Source organism: Agrococcus sp. Ld7 (genome assembly GCF_045064095.1).
Lineage (GTDB): Bacteria > Actinomycetota > Actinomycetes > Actinomycetales > Microbacteriaceae > Agrococcus.
The window spans coordinates 1-15934 of record NZ_JBISGY010000024.1 but is presented as its reverse complement, the minus strand read 5'-3'; the positions used below and the strand labels follow the sequence as shown (position 1 = coordinate 15934).

At 70.4% G+C, this 15934-nt stretch carries 16 protein-coding genes; 4 read left to right on the top strand and 12 right to left on the bottom strand.

All coding sequences use genetic code 11. The annotated features are described in order from the left end of the window. Positions 1-45 precede the first annotated feature (45 nt). The 4 genes from ACJJVL_RS04435 (at position 46) to ACJJVL_RS04420 (ending at position 4218) form a co-directional block, all read left to right on the top strand. On the top strand, positions 46-684 hold the full coding sequence (locus ACJJVL_RS04435; protein ID WP_405217110.1) for an exonuclease domain-containing protein: 639 nt from the start codon (positions 46-48) through the stop codon (positions 682-684). Between the two features lie 327 nt (positions 685-1011). Beyond that, entirely contained in the window at positions 1012-2325 is a 1314-nt protein-coding gene (locus tag ACJJVL_RS04430) for a glycine betaine/L-proline ABC transporter ATP-binding protein (RefSeq protein WP_405217109.1), read from the top strand. Beyond that, positions 2315-3280, top strand: coding sequence for an ABC transporter permease (locus tag ACJJVL_RS04425; RefSeq protein WP_405217108.1), 966 nt, complete (start codon positions 2315-2317; stop codon positions 3278-3280). Before ACJJVL_RS04430 ends, ACJJVL_RS04425 begins: the two co-directional genes overlap by 11 nt. A 23-nt stretch (positions 3281-3303) precedes the next feature. Next, entirely contained in the window at positions 3304-4218 is a 915-nt protein-coding gene (locus tag ACJJVL_RS04420) for a glycine betaine ABC transporter substrate-binding protein (protein ID WP_405217107.1), read from the top strand. 259 nt (positions 4219-4477) lie between these two features. On the opposite strand, the gene ACJJVL_RS04415 is transcribed toward ACJJVL_RS04420, so the two are convergent. Genes ACJJVL_RS04415 through ACJJVL_RS04360 form a run of 12 tightly spaced genes read right to left on the bottom strand, consistent with a single transcriptional unit; the run spans position 4478 to position 15609 of the window. Beyond that, positions 4478-5518 carry an alpha/beta fold hydrolase gene (locus ACJJVL_RS04415; protein ID WP_405217106.1) on the bottom strand — a complete coding sequence of 347 codons (1041 nt, stop codon included), beginning with the start codon at positions 5516-5518 and terminating at the stop codon, positions 4478-4480. Then, the gene (locus tag ACJJVL_RS04410) at positions 5515-6144 is read right to left on the bottom strand and encodes a CoA transferase subunit B (RefSeq protein ID WP_405217105.1); all 630 of its coding nucleotides are present in this window, start codon (positions 6142-6144) and stop codon (positions 5515-5517) included. The genes ACJJVL_RS04415 and ACJJVL_RS04410 overlap by 4 nt, the downstream gene beginning before the upstream one ends. A gap of 20 nt (positions 6145-6164) precedes the next feature. Further along, positions 6165-6935 carry a CoA transferase subunit A gene (locus ACJJVL_RS04405; RefSeq protein ID WP_405217104.1) on the bottom strand — a complete coding sequence of 257 codons (771 nt, stop codon included), beginning with the start codon at positions 6933-6935 and terminating at the stop codon, positions 6165-6167. Then, positions 6935-7954: an alpha/beta fold hydrolase gene (locus ACJJVL_RS04400; protein ID WP_405217103.1), complete on the bottom strand. Its 1020-nt coding sequence runs from the start codon at positions 7952-7954 to the stop codon at positions 6935-6937. Before ACJJVL_RS04400 ends, ACJJVL_RS04405 begins: the two co-directional genes overlap by 1 nt. After that, positions 7951-8697, bottom strand: a complete 747-nt coding sequence (locus tag ACJJVL_RS04395) for a 3-hydroxybutyrate dehydrogenase (protein ID WP_405217102.1) — start codon at positions 8695-8697, stop codon at positions 7951-7953. Before ACJJVL_RS04395 ends, ACJJVL_RS04400 begins: the two co-directional genes overlap by 4 nt. Beyond that, complete coding sequence (locus tag ACJJVL_RS04390; RefSeq protein ID WP_405217101.1) at positions 8694-9398, bottom strand: TetR/AcrR family transcriptional regulator; 705 nt, start codon at positions 9396-9398, stop codon at positions 8694-8696. Before ACJJVL_RS04390 ends, ACJJVL_RS04395 begins: the two co-directional genes overlap by 4 nt. After that, entirely contained in the window at positions 9395-10924 is a 1530-nt protein-coding gene (locus ACJJVL_RS04385) for a class I adenylate-forming enzyme family protein (RefSeq protein WP_405217100.1), read from the bottom strand. Before ACJJVL_RS04385 ends, ACJJVL_RS04390 begins: the two co-directional genes overlap by 4 nt. A gap of 4 nt (positions 10925-10928) precedes the next feature. Then, positions 10929-12038 (bottom strand): branched-chain amino acid ABC transporter permease, encoded by a 1110-nt coding sequence (locus tag ACJJVL_RS04380; protein ID WP_405217099.1) that lies wholly within the window; start codon positions 12036-12038, stop codon positions 10929-10931. Between the two features lie 9 nt (positions 12039-12047). Continuing rightward, the gene (locus tag ACJJVL_RS04375; protein ID WP_405217098.1) at positions 12048-12926 is read right to left on the bottom strand and encodes a branched-chain amino acid ABC transporter permease; all 879 of its coding nucleotides are present in this window, start codon (positions 12924-12926) and stop codon (positions 12048-12050) included. Continuing rightward, entirely contained in the window at positions 12923-13630 is a 708-nt protein-coding gene (locus ACJJVL_RS04370) for an ABC transporter ATP-binding protein (protein WP_405217097.1), read from the bottom strand. The genes ACJJVL_RS04375 and ACJJVL_RS04370 overlap by 4 nt, the downstream gene beginning before the upstream one ends. Continuing rightward, positions 13627-14382, bottom strand: coding sequence for an ABC transporter ATP-binding protein (locus tag ACJJVL_RS04365; RefSeq protein WP_405217096.1), 756 nt, complete (start codon positions 14380-14382; stop codon positions 13627-13629). The genes ACJJVL_RS04370 and ACJJVL_RS04365 overlap by 4 nt, the downstream gene beginning before the upstream one ends. Positions 14383-14394: 12 nt before the next feature. Continuing rightward, positions 14395-15609 (bottom strand): substrate-binding domain-containing protein, encoded by a 1215-nt coding sequence (locus ACJJVL_RS04360; protein WP_405217095.1) that lies wholly within the window; start codon positions 15607-15609, stop codon positions 14395-14397. Between the last annotated feature and the right edge of the window lie 325 nt (positions 15610-15934).

The window sequence follows — 15934 nt, the reverse complement described above, 5'->3', positions numbered from 1 at the left end:
GCCCGCTGGCGCTGCGTGTGGGCGGGCTCTGCGAGGATGAACACCATGGCGCTCGACTTCACCGCGATCGATTTCGAGACCGCCAACGGCAATGCCGCATCCGCGTGCGCGGTCGGTCTCGTCAAGGTGCGCGACGGCATGGTCGTCGACCGCTGGTCGACGCTCATCCGGCCGCCGGCTCCCTATGACGAGTTCTGGGAGTGGAACGTGAAGATCCACGGCATCCGACCGGCCGACGTGTTCGCGGCGCCCGACTGGGCGGTGACACAGGCGCAGATCCTGGCGTTCGGCGGCGACGACGTCTACGTCGCGCACAACGCCGGCTTCGACAAGGGCGTGATGCGGGCGGCGGCGAAGGCGTCGTCGCTGCCGGTGCCCGACATGCGCTGGACCGATTCGCTGCGCATCGCTCGAAAGACCTACGCGCTCGAGTCCTACCGGCTGCCGGTCGCGGCGCTCGCCGCGGGCTTCGACGACTTCCAGCACCACGATGCGGCGGGCGATGCCGAGGCGTGCGCCGCGATCGTCATCGGTGCGGCGCGGCGGCACGAGGTCGACGATCTCGCGCAGCTGGTCTCCTGCTGCGTGTCGGCGATCCACGAGATCGGTGAGCGGCACGAGGCGGTCCGCGAGCTTGAGGCACGGCGCCGAGCCGCGCATCGAGAGCGCCCGTGGTGGCAATGAGACGGGGCCGTTTGTCCCCCAGCCTATAACGAAGTCGTTACGATCCACACGTCTTGCGCGGGCGAGATCCGCGTGTTTCCGTGAAATCCCGTCGAGTCTGAGCGGGCAGGATCAAACGCCAGATTCTAGCTTTCGCTACCGTTGCTCCTTGCGGTCAGCTGTTCCGGCTGTCCGATCCCCCAAGGACGCGGACGCTGGCACACCCGTGTCGGCGGACGTATGGTGCCGCTTCGCGATTGAGCGTCCTCGCGCAACGGCAGACGATCACCGCCTGCGCGGCTGCACCCGTCCACGACTGAGACCCCAGGCGGGGCGACAGGAGCGAACGTGAGCGAAGCCCGCACGATCGGTGAGGAGCCCGTGGACGACGTCGTCGTGCGCGTCGACCGTCTCACGAAGGTGTTCGGCAAGCGCGCGAAGGAGGCTGCTGAGCGACTCGAGCAGGGCGCAGCCCGCGACGAGGTGTCCAAGCTCGGCACCGCCGCGGTGATCGATGCGTCCTTCAGCGTCAAGCGCGGCGAGATCTTCGTGGTCATGGGCCTGTCCGGCTCCGGCAAGTCGACGCTGATCCGCATGCTGAACGGGCTGCTCGACGCGACCAGCGGCTCGGTGGAGATCGAGGGCGCCGCGGTGACCGGCATCGACCCGAAGCGACTGCGCGCCGTGCGCCGCTCGCAGGTGTCGATGGTCTTCCAGCACTTCGCGCTCCTCCCCCACCGCACCGTGCTCGAGAACGTCGCGTACGGGCTCGAGATCCAGGGCATCGACCGCGACCGTCGGCTCGAGCTGGCCCGCACCGTCATCGGCCGCGTCGGGCTCGACGGCTGGGAGAGCCGCTTCCCGAGCGAGCTCTCCGGCGGCATGCAGCAGCGCGTCGGCATCGCCAGAGCGCTGTGCGCCGACACCCCGGTGCTGCTCATGGACGAGGCCTTCAGCGCGCTCGACCCGCTCATCCGCCGCGAGATGCAGGAGCAGCTCGTCGAGCTGCAGGCCGAGCTCGGCAAGACCATCGTCTTCATCACGCACGACCTCAACGAGGCGATGTTCCTCGGCGACCGGATCGCGGTCATGCGCGACGGGCGCATCGTGCAGATCGGCACGCCCGAGGAGATCCTCACCGACCCCGCGAACGACTACGTCGCGCAGTTCGTGCAGGATGTCGACCGCACGCGCGTGCTCACCGCGTCGAGCGTCATGGAGCCGCCTGCCGCCGCGGTGCCCCTCACCATGGGCCCGCGCGGTGCCCTGAAGACGATGCGCGACATGCAGATCTCCGGCCTGCTCGTCACCGCCCCCGGGCGCAAGCTGCTGGGTGCCGTGAAGGATCGGGAGGTGCTCCGCGCCATCCAGCAGGGCGAGACCGACCTGGCCGCGCTCATCGACCGCACCGTGCCGACGGTCAGCCCCGACACGAGCCTGTCCGACCTGCCGGAGCTCGCGATCACGAGCGGCCTGCCCATCGCCGTCGTCGATCAGGATGAGCGGCTGCTCGGCATCGTGCCGCGCGTGCTGCTGCTGGCCGCACTCGGCAACGTCTCCACCGACACCTCGGAGTTCAACGTGATCGACATCCCACCGGCGATCGATCCGCTCCTCGTCACCCAGACGCTCGACGCCACGGAGGTTCCCGATGTTCGATGATCTCCGTCTCCCGCTCGGGAAGTGGGTCGAGAGCGGTGTCGACTGGATCACCGCCAACGCCGCCCTGCTCTTCGATGTCGTCAAGGCGATCGTGAAGGCGATGTACGACGCTGTCGAGTTCGCGCTCATCGAGCCCCCTGCGATCGTGATGATCCTCATCCTCGCCGCGATCGCCTTCGCGGTTCGCGGCTGGAAGATGGGCTTCGGCACGGTCGTGGGCCTGTTCGTCATCGTGCTCGTGAACCAGTGGGAGAACGCCATGGCGACGCTCGCGCTGACGCTCGTCGCTGCGTTCTTCGCGCTCCTCATCGCCATTCCGCTCGGCATCTGGGCGGCGCGCAACGACACTGTCTCGACGCTCGTGCGGCCCGTGCTCGACTTCCTGCAGACCATGCCCGCGTTCGTGTACCTGATCCCCGCGATCATCCTGTTCAGCGTGGGCGTGGTTCCTGGCATCATCGCGACGATCGCGTTCGCGATGGCGCCGGGCGTGCGCCTGACCGAGCTCGGCATCCGCGGCGTCGACAAGGAGATCGTCGAGGCCGGCACCGCTTTCGGCGCCTCGCCCGGCCGCATCCTGCGGCAGATCCAGCTGCCGCTCGCGCTGCCGACGATCATGACGGGCGTGAACCAGATCATCATGCTGTCGTTGTCGATGGTCGTCATCGCCGGCATGACCGGCGCCGGCGGCCTCGGGCAGCCCATCGTGCAGTCGCTGCAGCGCATCAACATCGGTCTCGGCGCGGAGGCCGGGCTGTCGGTGGTGCTGCTCGCGATCGTGCTGGATCGCGTGACGAACGCGCTGGGCAGCCTGCAGGACCACAGCCCCATCGCCCGAGCACGCGCCCGTCGAGCGGGTGCTGCGGCACAGCCGACCACGGCGAACGACTCGGCCGCGCCGGCGGCCTCCCAGACCGAGACGGCCGTCTCCAGCGGCCGCTCTATGAACTCCTGACACGAAACGAGAGAGGACGAACGATGCACAAGCGATTCATTCGAGGCGCCGCGATCACCGCCGTCGGCGCACTTGCCCTGACCGGCTGCGCAGCCAGCGGCGACGCAGGCGAGGCACCCGAGGAGGGCGCGACGGGCGCCGACCAGACCGATCTGACGATCGGTGTCTTCAACGGCTGGCCCGAGGGCGAGGCCGCCTCGTTCCTGTGGCAGGCCGTGCTCGAGGACAACGGCTACGACGTCGAGCTCGAGTACGCGGACGCGGGCCCCGTGTTCGCGGGCATCGCCGGCGGCGACTACGACCTGGCGCTCGACGGCTGGCTGCCGATGACGCACGCGGACTACATGGAGCAGTTCGGCGAGAACCTTGTCGACCTCGGCTCCTGGAACGACGACGCGGTGCTGACGCTCGCGGTGAACGAGGACGCCCCGATCACGTCGATCGAGGAGCTCGCCGAGAACGCCGACGCGTTCGACAACCGCATCGTCGGCATCGAGCCGGGCGCGGGCCTGACCGCCGCGACGCAGGACGAGGTCATCCCGACCTACGGCCTCGAGGGCATGGAGTTCGTCACCTCGTCGACGCCCGCGATGCTGGCAGAGCTCAGCTCGGCGATCGACGCTGACGAGAACATCGTCGTGACGCTGTGGCGTCCGCACTGGGCGTACGACGAGTTCCCGATCCGCGACCTCGAGGACCCCGAGGGCACGCTCGGTGACGCGGAGGGCATCCACACGATCGCCCGCACCGGCTTCGAGGAGGACTACCCGCAGCTCACCCAGTGGCTGCAGGCCTTCAAGATGGACTCGGAGCTGCTCTTCTCGCTCGAGAACGCGATGTTCAACAGCGACGCGGACGCCAGCGAGTACGAGGACATCGTCGAGACCTGGATCTCCGAGAACCAGGACTACGTCGACAGCCTGACGGCAACGGAGTAGCACTCCGCTCAACGCGAGGGGCCCCGCATCCACCCGGATGCGGGGCCCTCTGCGTAACGAGGGGCGCCCGACCTCCGTAGGTCGAGGAGCGCCCGCCGCAGGCGCGCGCGTCACGAGACCGGACCCACCCACCGCAGGTCGAGAGCGCCCCCTCCGTAGGTCGAGGAGCGGCCGGGCGAAGCCCGGTCGCGTCACGAGACCGGAACCCCGCCCCCGCCCCCCCCCCTCTCCTCTACACATCGGCGCGAGGCGGGGGCGGTCAGTCGGTGGCGGCGAGGTGGGCCAGCAGGAGGGTGCGGAAGCGCTCCGGGTCCTCCAGGTGGGGCGAGTGGCCCGCGTGCTCGAAGACGACCTCCTCGTAGCTGCCGCCTGCCGCGGCATACCGCTCGAAGACCGCGCGGGTCTGCGCGACCATCTGCTGCGGCGGTGCGGCATCCTCGCCGGGCCAGCCCGGAACGATGCCGTGCTTGCCGAGCGTGTGGAAGTCGAAGAACGACTCGTCCCCGACGATCGCGTCATGCGCGCCGCGCACCCACAGGATCGCCGGCTTCTCGGCCACGTCCACGATGCCCGTCAGGTCGAGGTGCTTCGCCGACATGGAGTTCAGGATGCCGCGATCCCCCGCAGCGAAGCCGGGCCACGACTCGGACGCGACGCCGTCGCCCGGGTAGTTGTCGACGCCGGTCCTGGTCGTCAGCATCGACGCGACCCAGAGATCCTCGTGCTCGTCCTCGAACCCCGGCGCGACGTAGCTCGAGCGATAGACGCTGCGCGGGCTGGAGGGCTCGTCGGCGGTCGTGTCGCCGGCCGCGAGGCGCGCCACGAAGTCGGCGTTCGCTCCCCCGCCGCCGGTGCCTGCCGCATCCGGAGTGCAGAGCGAACCGTCGAGTCGGGTGCCGAAGCCCTGCGGCGGCACCGGTGCCTGCAGCGTCAGCGAACGCACCAGGTCGGGCCGATCGAGCAGCAGCTGCATGGCGACCCCGCCGCCCATCGACCACCCGACGACGTGCGCGGCAGCGATGCCCAGGGCATCCAGCACCGATGCGACATCATCCGAGAAGTCGCGCATGCCCCGCGTTGCATCCACCGGCAGCGTCTCGCTGTCGCCGAAGCCCCGCAGGTCGATCGCGAGCGACGGCCGCGGCAGCGCCAGCATGAGCGGCTGGAAGAACAGCGACGACGAGACGTTGCCGTGGATGAGCACCACGGGCGTGCCCTCGCCGTCACGACGGAGCACGGAGGCCGTCAGCCGGTCGGTCGCGACGGCCGTGGCCTCGATGCCCGCCAGGAGCGTCGTCACGCGAGGATCTCGGGCTCGGTCTTCTCGCGCACTTCCTCGATCGTGACGCCCGGCGCGAGCTCGACGAGTCGCAGGCCCTCCGGGGTGACGTCGAGCACGGCGAGGTCGGTGACGATCCGATCGACCACGCCCTTGCCCGTCAGCGGCAGCGAGCACTCGTGCACGATCTTCGCCGAGCCGTCCTTCGCGACGTGCTCCATGAGCACGATCACGCGGGCCGCGCCGTGCACGAGGTCCATGGCGCCGCCGGGGCCCTTGACCATCTTGCCGGGGATCATCCAGTTGGCGATGTCGCCCGCGGCGGAGACCTGCATGGCGCCCAGGATCGCGGCGTCGATCTTGCCGCCGCGGATCATCGCGAACGACGTGGCGGAGTCGAAGAACGACGTGCCGGGCAGCGTCGTGACGGTCTCCTTGCCCGCGTTGATGAGGTCGGGGTCGACATTGGCCTCCGTCGGATACGGGCCGACACCGAGGATGCCGTTCTCGCTCTGCAGCACGACGGTGACATCGTCGGGCACGTAGTTCGGCACGAGCGTCGGCAGGCCGATGCCGAGGTTGACGTAATTGCCGTCCTCCAGCTCCTGTGCTGCGCGGGCGGCCATCTGGTTGCGGGTCAGTGCCATCTCAGCTCTCCTCTGGCTCTCTACTGCTCGGTGACGGTGCGGCGCTCGATGCGCTTCTCGATGTCGGTGCCGACCTCGACGATCCGGTGCACGAACACGCCGGGCAGGTGCACGGCATCCGGGTCGATCTCGCCGGGCTCGACGAGCTCCTCGACCTGCGCGATGCAGACGCGACCGGCCATCGCGGCGGGCGGCGAGAACTGCCGAGCCGCCTTGTTGAACACGAGGTTGCCGTGCCGGTCGCCGCGCAGCGCGTGCACGAGCGAGAAGTCGGTGATGATCGCCTCCTCGAGCACGAACTCCTGCGGCTCGCCGTTCACGTCGAACGTCGCCGTGGGCTTGGGCTCCGAGGCCTTCGCGACCGAGCCGTCGGGGTTGTAGCGCTGCGGCAGGCCGCCCTCGGCGACCTGGGTGCCGACGCCCGTGCGGGTGTAGAACGCGCCGATGCCAGCGCCGCCCGCGCGCAGCTTCTCGGCGAGCGTGCCCTGCGGCGTGAGCTCGAGCTCGAGCTCGCCCGTGAGGTAGCGACGCTCGAACTCCTTGTTCTCGCCCACGTAGGAGGAGGTCATCTTGTCGATCTGCCCGTTGCGCAGCAGCAGGCCGAGACCCCAGTCGTCGACGCCGCAGTTGTTCGAGACGACCTTGAGGCCGCCGACACCGCGCTCCTCGATCGCCCGGATGAGCGCCATCGGGTTGCCGGACAGGCCGAAGCCGCCCACGGCGAGCGTGGCGCCCTCCGGGATGTCTGCGACTGCCTCCGCCGCGGACGCATAGGTCTTGTCGATCGCCATCAGCGTGCCTCCTTCTGCTCTGCGCTTGTCTGGGCGGCGGGCGTGCCGCCTCGGTGTGTCTGGCCCGCGGGCGGCTCGCCCGCGGGTGCCTGGCTCGCGGCGGTGAGGCACCTGAGCGCCCCGGCCACCGCATCCACGCCCTCGCCCATGAGGATCGTGTAGTGATTCGTGTGCTCGACGTCAGCGATGGAGAGCTCCGGCAGGCGCGACCGCCAGGTCGCGATCCACTCGTCATCGTAGAGCCCGGGCGCCTCGTCGAACAGGCCGCGAGGGCTGCGCAGCATCGCGGTCGGCGCCACGAGCGACAGCAGCGCCTCGGTGTAGCCGTCGCTCCCGTCGAGCTCGACCAGGTTCGCCACGACCGCGTCGGGGTTCGCGGAGGGCCGCAGCACCGTCTGCTCGGTGCCCGAGTCGTGCACCTCGACCAGGTCGTAGTCGACGTACTCCTCGATCGCGGCGCTCCAGTAGGGGCCGAAGGCCGGATGCTCGCGCCAGAAGTCGCGATACGCATCGTGGGAGGCGAAGTGCATCGTGAGGCGCTCGATGGCCGGCCCCAGCAGATCCTCCGGCGACTGCGCATCGCCCTCGGGCGCGGGCCGCAGCGGCAGCCCGCCGTCGACGAGCACGAGCGAGGCGACCAGCTCGGGGTGCGCCTGCGCGAGCCGCACGGCGACGAAGCCGCCCATCGAGTGCCCGACGACCCGCACGCTCGTGAGGCCCGCGAATCGGATCGCGGCGCCGACATCCTCTGCGTGCTGCACGAGGCCGAAGGGGGCCGGCAGCATGCGCGACCCGCCGCGGCCGCGCAGGTCGACAGCCAGCAGCGGCGCGTCCAGGAGCTGCGCGAGGGGCGTGAACGAGCGGTGATTGGCCGTGATGCCGTGGATCGCGACCACCGGCTGGCCGGGGGCATCCGCGTTCCACAGCGTGGCGACCAGCTCGCCGCCGTCGACCGGTACGCGCAGCGGCGTCTCGCTGCCGCCGATCCGCGGCATGGCGACCTCTGGCTGCGCCGTCACCGCGCGCTCCATCCGCCATCGATGACGTAGGAGGTGCCGGTGACCATGCCCGCGTGCGGGCCAGCCAGCCAGGTCGCGAGCGAGGCTACCTCCTCCGGCTCCACGAGGCGCTTGATGGCGGCCTCGGTGAGCATGACCTTCTCCAGCACCTCGTCCTCGGGGATGCCGTGCCTTGCCGCCTGGTCGGCGATCTGCGACTCGACCAGGGCCGTCTTGACGTAGCCCGGGTTGATGCAGTTCGAGGTGACGCCGTGCGGTGCGCCCTCGAGCGCCGTCACCTTCGACAGGCCCTCGAGCCCGTGCTTCGCGGCCACGTAGGCCGACTTGAAGGCGGATGCGCGCAGGCCGTGCACGCTGGAGAGGTTGATGACGCGACCGAAGCCGCGCTCGTACATGCCGGGCAGCGCCGCCCGGATGAGCAGGAACGGCGCCTCGAGCATGAGGGTGTGGATCGTGCGCCACATCTCCGGCTCGTACTCCTCGATCGGCGCGACGCGCTGGATGCCGGCGTTGTTGACCAGGATGTCGGCACGGAGCTGCAGCGACTCGAGCGCAGCGGTGTCGAGGAAGTCGACCTCCCACGCCTCGCCGCCGAGCTCGGCGGCCAGCGACGCTGCGGCGGCGCCATCGCGGTCGGCGATGACCACCTCCGCGCCCTCCGCCGCATAGGCGCGCGCGATGGCGGCGCCGATGCCCGCGGCTCCACCGGTGATGACGGCCCTGCGTCCAGCGAGCGTGCTCATGGGTTCTCCTTGGTCTGCGTCGCAGTCGCGACGACGTCGGTGGTGGCTGGATGGGCGCCGACGGGCTGCACGAGGGTCTCGGCATCCGCCGCCGTGCCGAGCGCACGCTGCACGAACGCGACCATCTCGTCGAACACGTGATCGGGCACCGAGGTGGCGGCGGTGCCGTATGCCCCGTTCTCGCCCGTCGGCCACAGCACGTATCGCATGCCGATCATCTCGCCGACGCCCATGAGCGCCCAGGCGGCGACCTCTGGATCGATGTCGCCGATCTCCCCGTTCGCCTTCGCGCGCGCCAGGCCCTCGCGATAGCCCTCGACGATGCGCTCGTAGTGGTTGCGCATCGCGCCGGGCGAGACGTATTCGGCCTCGCGCACGACGCGGTAGAGCGCGGGGTGCTCGGCGGTGAAGGCGAAGAACTCCCGGAAGCCCTCGCGCTCGGCCTCCACGCGGTTGCGACCGCGCGCAGCGCCGTCGCTCATCGCCGCGCGCACGCGCCGGTTGAGATCCTCGACGAGCTGTTCGAAGAGGTCGAGCTTCGACGCGAAGTAGAGGTAGAACGTGCCCTGCGCGACGCTCGCGCGCTCGGTGATGCGCGAGATCGAGGCGGCCTGGTAGCCCTGCTCGGCGAACACCTCCTCGGCGGCCACGAGCAGCTTCGCCTTCGTCTGCTCGCCGCGCTTCGTCCTCGGCTGGTTCACGGTGCATCCGCCGTCTCTGCCGCGAAGGCGGCGGTCAGTGCCCTGCGCAGCGGCTTGCCGCTCGTGGTGCGAGGGATCTCGTCGACCACCAGGAAGCGCTTCGGGTGCTTGAAATCGGCCAGGCGGCCCTCGAGGTGCGCGCGCAGCGCGGCATCGTCGACCGGCTCGGCGAGCACCAGCCAAGCGACGAGCGCCTCGCCCCAGCGCTCGCTCGGCACGCCTGCGACGGCCGCGTCGCGCACGGCCGGGTGCTCGAGCAGGGCGAGCTCGACCTCGATCGGCGCGATCGACTCGCCGCCGGATCGCACGATGTCCTTCACGCGGTCGACGATGCGGATGCGTCCCGCGGCATCGCGCGAGACGAGATCGCCGGTGCGGAGCCACTGCCCGTGCATCGCAGCCGCCGTCGCCTCCGGATCACGGAAGTAGCCGGGGAAGACGGCGGGGCCGCGCACGAGCAGCTCTCCCGCGCCCGGGCCGTGCACGACCCTGCCGTCGACGAGCAGCGCGAGATCGACATGCGGGTAGGCGCGGCCGACGGTGCCAGCGTCGGAGTCGTCGTGGCAGATCGTCACGTTGGGGGCTGCCTCGGTGAGCCCGTACCCCTGCTGCACGCGCATGCCGTGCTCCTGCAGCTGGTCGACCGCGCGCGGATCGAGCATGCCCCCGCCGACGACGGCGGTGCGGATGCTGGAGAGGTCGCGCGCGGCGAAGTCCGGGTGCTGGATGAGCGCGCGGAAGGTGGTCGGCACCCCCATGGTCGCCGTCACGCGGTGGCGCTCGATGAGCGCGAGCGCACGCCCGGCATCGAAGGTGCGCTCCAGCACGACGCGGGCACCGACCCACCAGGCGAGCAGCGGCTGGATGTTCCAACCCGCGACATGGTGCTGCGGCAGCACCTGCAGCACCACGTCGTCCGGCGTCAGCGGCGTCGCTCGCGACAGGGCCAGGTTCGCCCACGCGCAGTTCGCGTGCGTGAGCACGACGGCCTTGGGCGAGCTGGTGGTGCCGGAGGTGAAGAGCATCAGCAGACCGTCGTCGTCTACCGGGCAGCCGTGACCGAGCGGCTCCACGGCATCCGGCACCTGCAGCTCGACGCCGGCCGCCCCCAGTGTGGTGATGGGGATGCCGTGGCCCGGCAGCTGCGCGAGCGCCGCCTCGGCGACCGGTCGATGGTCGTCCTCGACCAGCAGCAGCGAGGGGTCGGCGATCGCCAGCTGCGCGGTGAGCTCAGCCGCGGTGAGGCGCCAGGAGAGCGGCACGAGCATGGCGCCGGCCTTCGCGCACGCGAACAGCAGCACGACCTGGTCGGCGGTGGAGCCGGTGATGGTGGCGATGCGGGCGCCGCGGCCGTGGCCGGCCTCGCCCAGCGCGTGCGCGAGCGCCGTCGATCTCGCCTCGAGCTCGCCGTAGGAGACGACGACACCGCGGTCGACGATCGCCGGGCGCGCGGGGTCGGTCGCGGCGCGGTCGGTCGTCCATCGGCCCAGCGTGAGCGGGCCCGGCGTCGTCGCATCGGGTGCCATCTGCTTAGGCTTCCATGTCCTGCAGCACTGCGGGCTCCTCGGCCCGCTGCGTGCGCTCGCGCCGCCTCGTCACGCGCTGCGTGAGCCCGACGATGCCGCCGGGTGCGAACATCACCACGAGCACGAACAGCATGCCGAGGATGAACAGCGGCTCCGAGAGCGGGATGCGGAGCACGGCGGGCAGGTCCTGGATCCACGCCGACGATGCGAGCGCCGAGAGCCGCTGGTCGAGCAGCGTGTAGATGATGCCGCCGACGATCGCGCCCCAGCGGTACCCGACACCGCCGAGCACCACGATCACGAGCAGCGTGAGCGTGAAGTCGCTGGCCGAGATGCGCGGGGTGGCGGCCGACTGCAGCAGCATGAACCCCATGCCGGCGACGGCGGCAAGCACGCCGGCCGTCGCGAACAGGAACAGGCGCACGAAGTAGGGCCGCAGGCCCAGCACGGTCACCCGCAGCTCGTTCTCGCGCGACGCGGCAACGACGTGGCCGAGCCGCGAGCGCTCCACCCACACGCAGGCGAGGTAGACGATCACGAGGATCCCGAGCGCCAGCCAGTAGAGGTTGCGGGTGTTGACGACGCCCACGAGCATGTCGGGCACGACCGAGACATCCAGTCGCACGCCCTCCTCGCCACCCGTCAGGTCGCCCACGTTGCGCCGGATGAGCACGTTCATCGCCTGTGCGACCGCGAGCGTCACCATCGCGAACGAGATGCCCGTCACTCGCAGCGCGAGCGCCCCGACGAGGTTGCCGAGCACGAGCGCGATGAGCAGCGTCAGCACGATCGAGACGATGAAGACGAGCGACTCCGGCATGCCGGTGGGTGCGAGCAGCTTCAGGATGATCCCGAGGCCGTAGGCGCCGGCGGCGAAGAACATCGCGTGGCCGAAGGACAGCAGGCCCGCGACGCCGAAGATCAGGTGGTAGCTCAGCGCCAGCGCGGCGATGAGCATGGCGTAGGCCAGCACGGTGAGCGTGCCGGGCGTGTAGGTCGGGCCGGGCAGCACGCCGGGGATGCTGATGTTCAGCAGCGGCAGGATGGCGGCGATCACGACGATGACGGCGCCGAGTGCGACTCGGCCGAGCGTGGACTGCAGGAAGGTGCGCATCATCGATCCCTAGTGCTTGACCTTGCCCATGAGGCCGGTCGGTCGGACGAGCAGCACGGCGGCGAGCGCGAGCACGATCGCGAGATCGCCCGTGCCACCGAGGTAGAAGTTCGCGAACTGCTGGATGACGGCCACGAGCACCGACGCGATCGCCGCGCCCGTGAGCGAGCCGAGGCCGCCGATGACGGTGACGATGAACGCGTAGATGAGCAGCGAGGTGCCCTGGTGCGCGCCGACCTGGCCGTAGTAGACGGAGGCGAGCACGCCGCCGAGGCCCGCGGCTGCGCCACCGATCGCGAAGACGATCGTGAAGGCACGGCGCACGTCGATGCCGAGTGCGGTCACCATCGTCCGGTTCTCCACCCCTGCGCGGATCACGAGCCCGTAGCTCGTCTTCTGCAGGAAGAGCACGATCAGCGCCAGCACGACGACCGCGGTTCCGATCAGCAGCCAGCGGTCGTTCGGGATGTTCGCCCCCAGCACCGTCGTCGTCTCGCCGAGCCAGGCCGGCAGCCGGATCTGGATCGGGTCCGTGCCCCAGATGCCCTCGAACAGCGCCACGGAGGCGAGCCCGAGGCCGACCGTGACGAGCACCTGCTCGATGTGGCGGTTGTAGAGCGGACGGATGAAGATGAGCTCTGTCAGGGCCGCCACGAGGGCACCCACGATCAGCCCGACGAGCATCCCGAGCAGCAGGCCGCCCCACGAGCCGTCGCCGACGCGGCGGCCGACCTCCCAGCCCAGGAAGCCCGCGATGGTGAGGAACGAGCCGTGCGCGAAGTTGAGCACGCCCATGAGCCCGTAGATGAGCGAGAGGCCGCTCGCGACCAGGAAGTAGAGCGCTCCCAGCCCGACGCCGGTGATGAGCAGCAGCAGCACGGTGCTCACGCGGCCTCCTCCTCGGTCGCGACGCCGAGGTGGCGGTGCACGAGGTCGGAGTCGAGGAACTCCGCGGCGGGGCCGGTGTGGACGACTCTGCCGCCGGAGAGGACGATGACGGTGTGCGCGAGATCGCGGACCACCTGCAGGTTCTGCTCGACCAGCAGCATGGGGGTGCGGTCGGCGGCGGCCTCCAGCGCCTTCGTGACCGTGCCGACGATGAGGGGCGCGAGGCCCTTCGTCGGCTCGTCGACGAGCAGCAGTCGATTCTCGTTCATCAGGGCGCGCGACAGGGAGACCATCTGCTGCTGGCCGCCGGAGAGCGTGCCGGCCTGCTGCTTCGCGCGCTCGATGAGCTCGGGGAACAACTCGGCGACGATCGCGCGGTTCGGTGCTCCCCCGCGCTCGGCGAGGCGCAGGTTCTCCTCCACCGTGAGCTGGCTGAACACCTCGCGGTCCTCCGGAACGTAGGCGATGCCCCGCTGCACGACGCGATGCGTCATGAGCTTGTCGATGCGCTCGCCCGCGAACGTCACCGCGCCGGTGCGCTCGTAGAGGCCGAGCAGTGCCTTGATGGTCGACGACTTGCCGACGCCGTTGCGCCCCAGCAGCGCCGTGACGCCGTGCTCGGCGACGTCGAACGAGGCGTCCTCGACGACCTGCTGCCCGGCGATCCGTGCGCTCAGGCCGCGCACAGACAGGATGGCGGTCATACGGTCTCTCCCAGGTAGGCCTTCTGCACGGCGGGGTCGGCCATGATGGCCGTGGGCGTGTCGATGGCGAGCAGCTCGCCGTGGTGCATGACCGCGACGCGGTCGACGAGACCGAGCAGCACCTCCATGTGGTGCTCGACCATCAGCACGGTGCGGCCGGATGCGTGGAGCCGGCGGATGACCTCGACGAGGCCGGCGACATCGCCGGAGCCGACGCCGGCCATCGGTTCGTCGAGCAGCACGACCTCCGGTTCGGTGGCGAGCAGCATGGCGATCTCGAGCTTGCGCTTGTCGCCGTGCGAGAGCACGCCGGCCGAGGTGGTCAGGTGGTGGGCGAGGCCCACCTCGTCGAGGCAGCGCTGCGCAACCGCGCCCGCCTCGTCGTCGGCCCGGGGGAACTTCCAGGGACTGGTCGCTCGCCCGAGCTTCGACTGCGCTGCGAGGCGCACGTTCTCCTCGGCCGTGAGCCCCGGAAAGACGCTGGAGGTCTGGAACGTGCGGCCGAGACCGACCCGCGCCCGCTGGTGCACCTTGTGGGTGGTGACATCCTTCCCCGCCAGCAGCACGGAGCCGCTGGTGGGGATCATGACACCCGAGATGATGTTGAACAGCGTGGTCTTGCCAGCGCCGTTGGGGCCGATGACCCCCACCATCTCCCCCGTCGCGACCTGCATCGAGACGTCGTGCAGGATGCGCGCGCCTCCGATCTGCAGACCGACGGCATCCAGGACGAGCGCGGGACGATCCGGCATCGCGTGCGCTGCTTACTCGCCCGCGACGGCCGGGGCGACTGCCTCGGCGTCAGCGGTCTCGATGAGCTCCGGCACCCAGGTGCCGGCCTCGTCGACCAGGCGCACCTGGAACATCGGCTGGATCACCGCGTGGTCCTCCGCGCGGATCGTGAGCTCGCCCTTCACCGACTCGAAGGTCCAGCCCTCGAGCGCACCGATCATCGCGTCGACGTCGCCGGCGCCCTCGGTGATCGCGTGCACGAGCATCTGCGCACCGACGAAGCCGTCGGGCGTGAAGAGGTCGGCCTCGTTGCCCTGCTCCTCGAGGTACGCGTCCATGGCCTGCGACGCCTCGTTGTCGGTCGCACCCGGGAAGTAGTGGTTCAGGAACTGGATGTCGCCGGATCCCGGGCCGTAGGCCTGGTACGAGGCGCGGTCGGCGAGGCCCGTGACGACGGTCGTGTCGGCGAGCACCTGCTGCTGCGCGAGCGCCTCCCACATCGCACCGGTCGTCGCGCCGGCCCAGGCCACGAACACCAGGTCGGGCGACGCGGCAGCGATCTGCTGCGCGAACGGCGTGAACTCGGTGGCGTCCTCGGCGACCAGGATCGGCGTGACGGTCGCGCCCTGCGCACCGAGCACGGCCTCGACCGACGCGACGTTGCCCTGACCGAAGGCGTTGTCCTGCGCGAACACGACGATGTTCGAGCCGTCGACGCTGTCGAGGAAGGTGGCGGCGGTCGCCACATCCTGCAGCGTCTGGCGGCCGGAGCGGAAGGTCTGGTCGTTGACGCCGGTGATGGCGTCGGCGGCTGCGGGGCCCGAGAGGAACAGCACGTTGTTCTGCGCTGCCTGCTCGGCGACCGCGAGCGCGACGCCGGAGGCGACCGAGCCGCCGATGATCTGGTAGCCCTGGCCGATGACGTCCTTGGCCTGGGTGACCGCGGTGTCGGGGTTGCCCTGGTCGTCGATCCACTCGATGTTCAGCTCGACGCCGTCGATCTCGCCCGTGCCATCGGTGGCGTAGTCGAGGCCGGCCTCGAAGCCCTGCTGGTAGCTGGCCCCGTAGGCGGCGAGCGGGCCCGTGATCGAGGTGATCATGCCGACGTCGACGGTGACCGCCTCTGCCGCGCCCTCGGAGCCGGGGGCCTCGCTGTCGGTCGGAGCCGAGGTGGTCGGCGCGCACGCCGTGAGCGCGAGCGCCGCGATGGCGATGCCCACTCCGGCGAACTTCGTTGTCCTGCGCATGAGTTGCCTTTCGAGGTGTGCGAGCCTCAGCGGGCGGCGCTCGGCTGGCGAGTCGGCACACCCTGGTGCGGCTTCACGGATTCACAACCTGACAGGTGGTTCAGGTCTCAGGTCAAGCATGCGATTGCGGTGAGGGAATGTCAAACGCACGCCCCCACCGTGACCGGATCGTGACCATCCGCCCACGCCCGCCGAGCCCGCGCCCGCCGAGTGGTGCCGCTGCGCCGGAGCGGGGCCGGCATGCGAGCCCCAGTCGGGCGCAACCGCACCACTCGGCCCCGGTCCGGCCCGACGCCGGCCGGCGGGGCGGGGCGGGGCCTGTCCC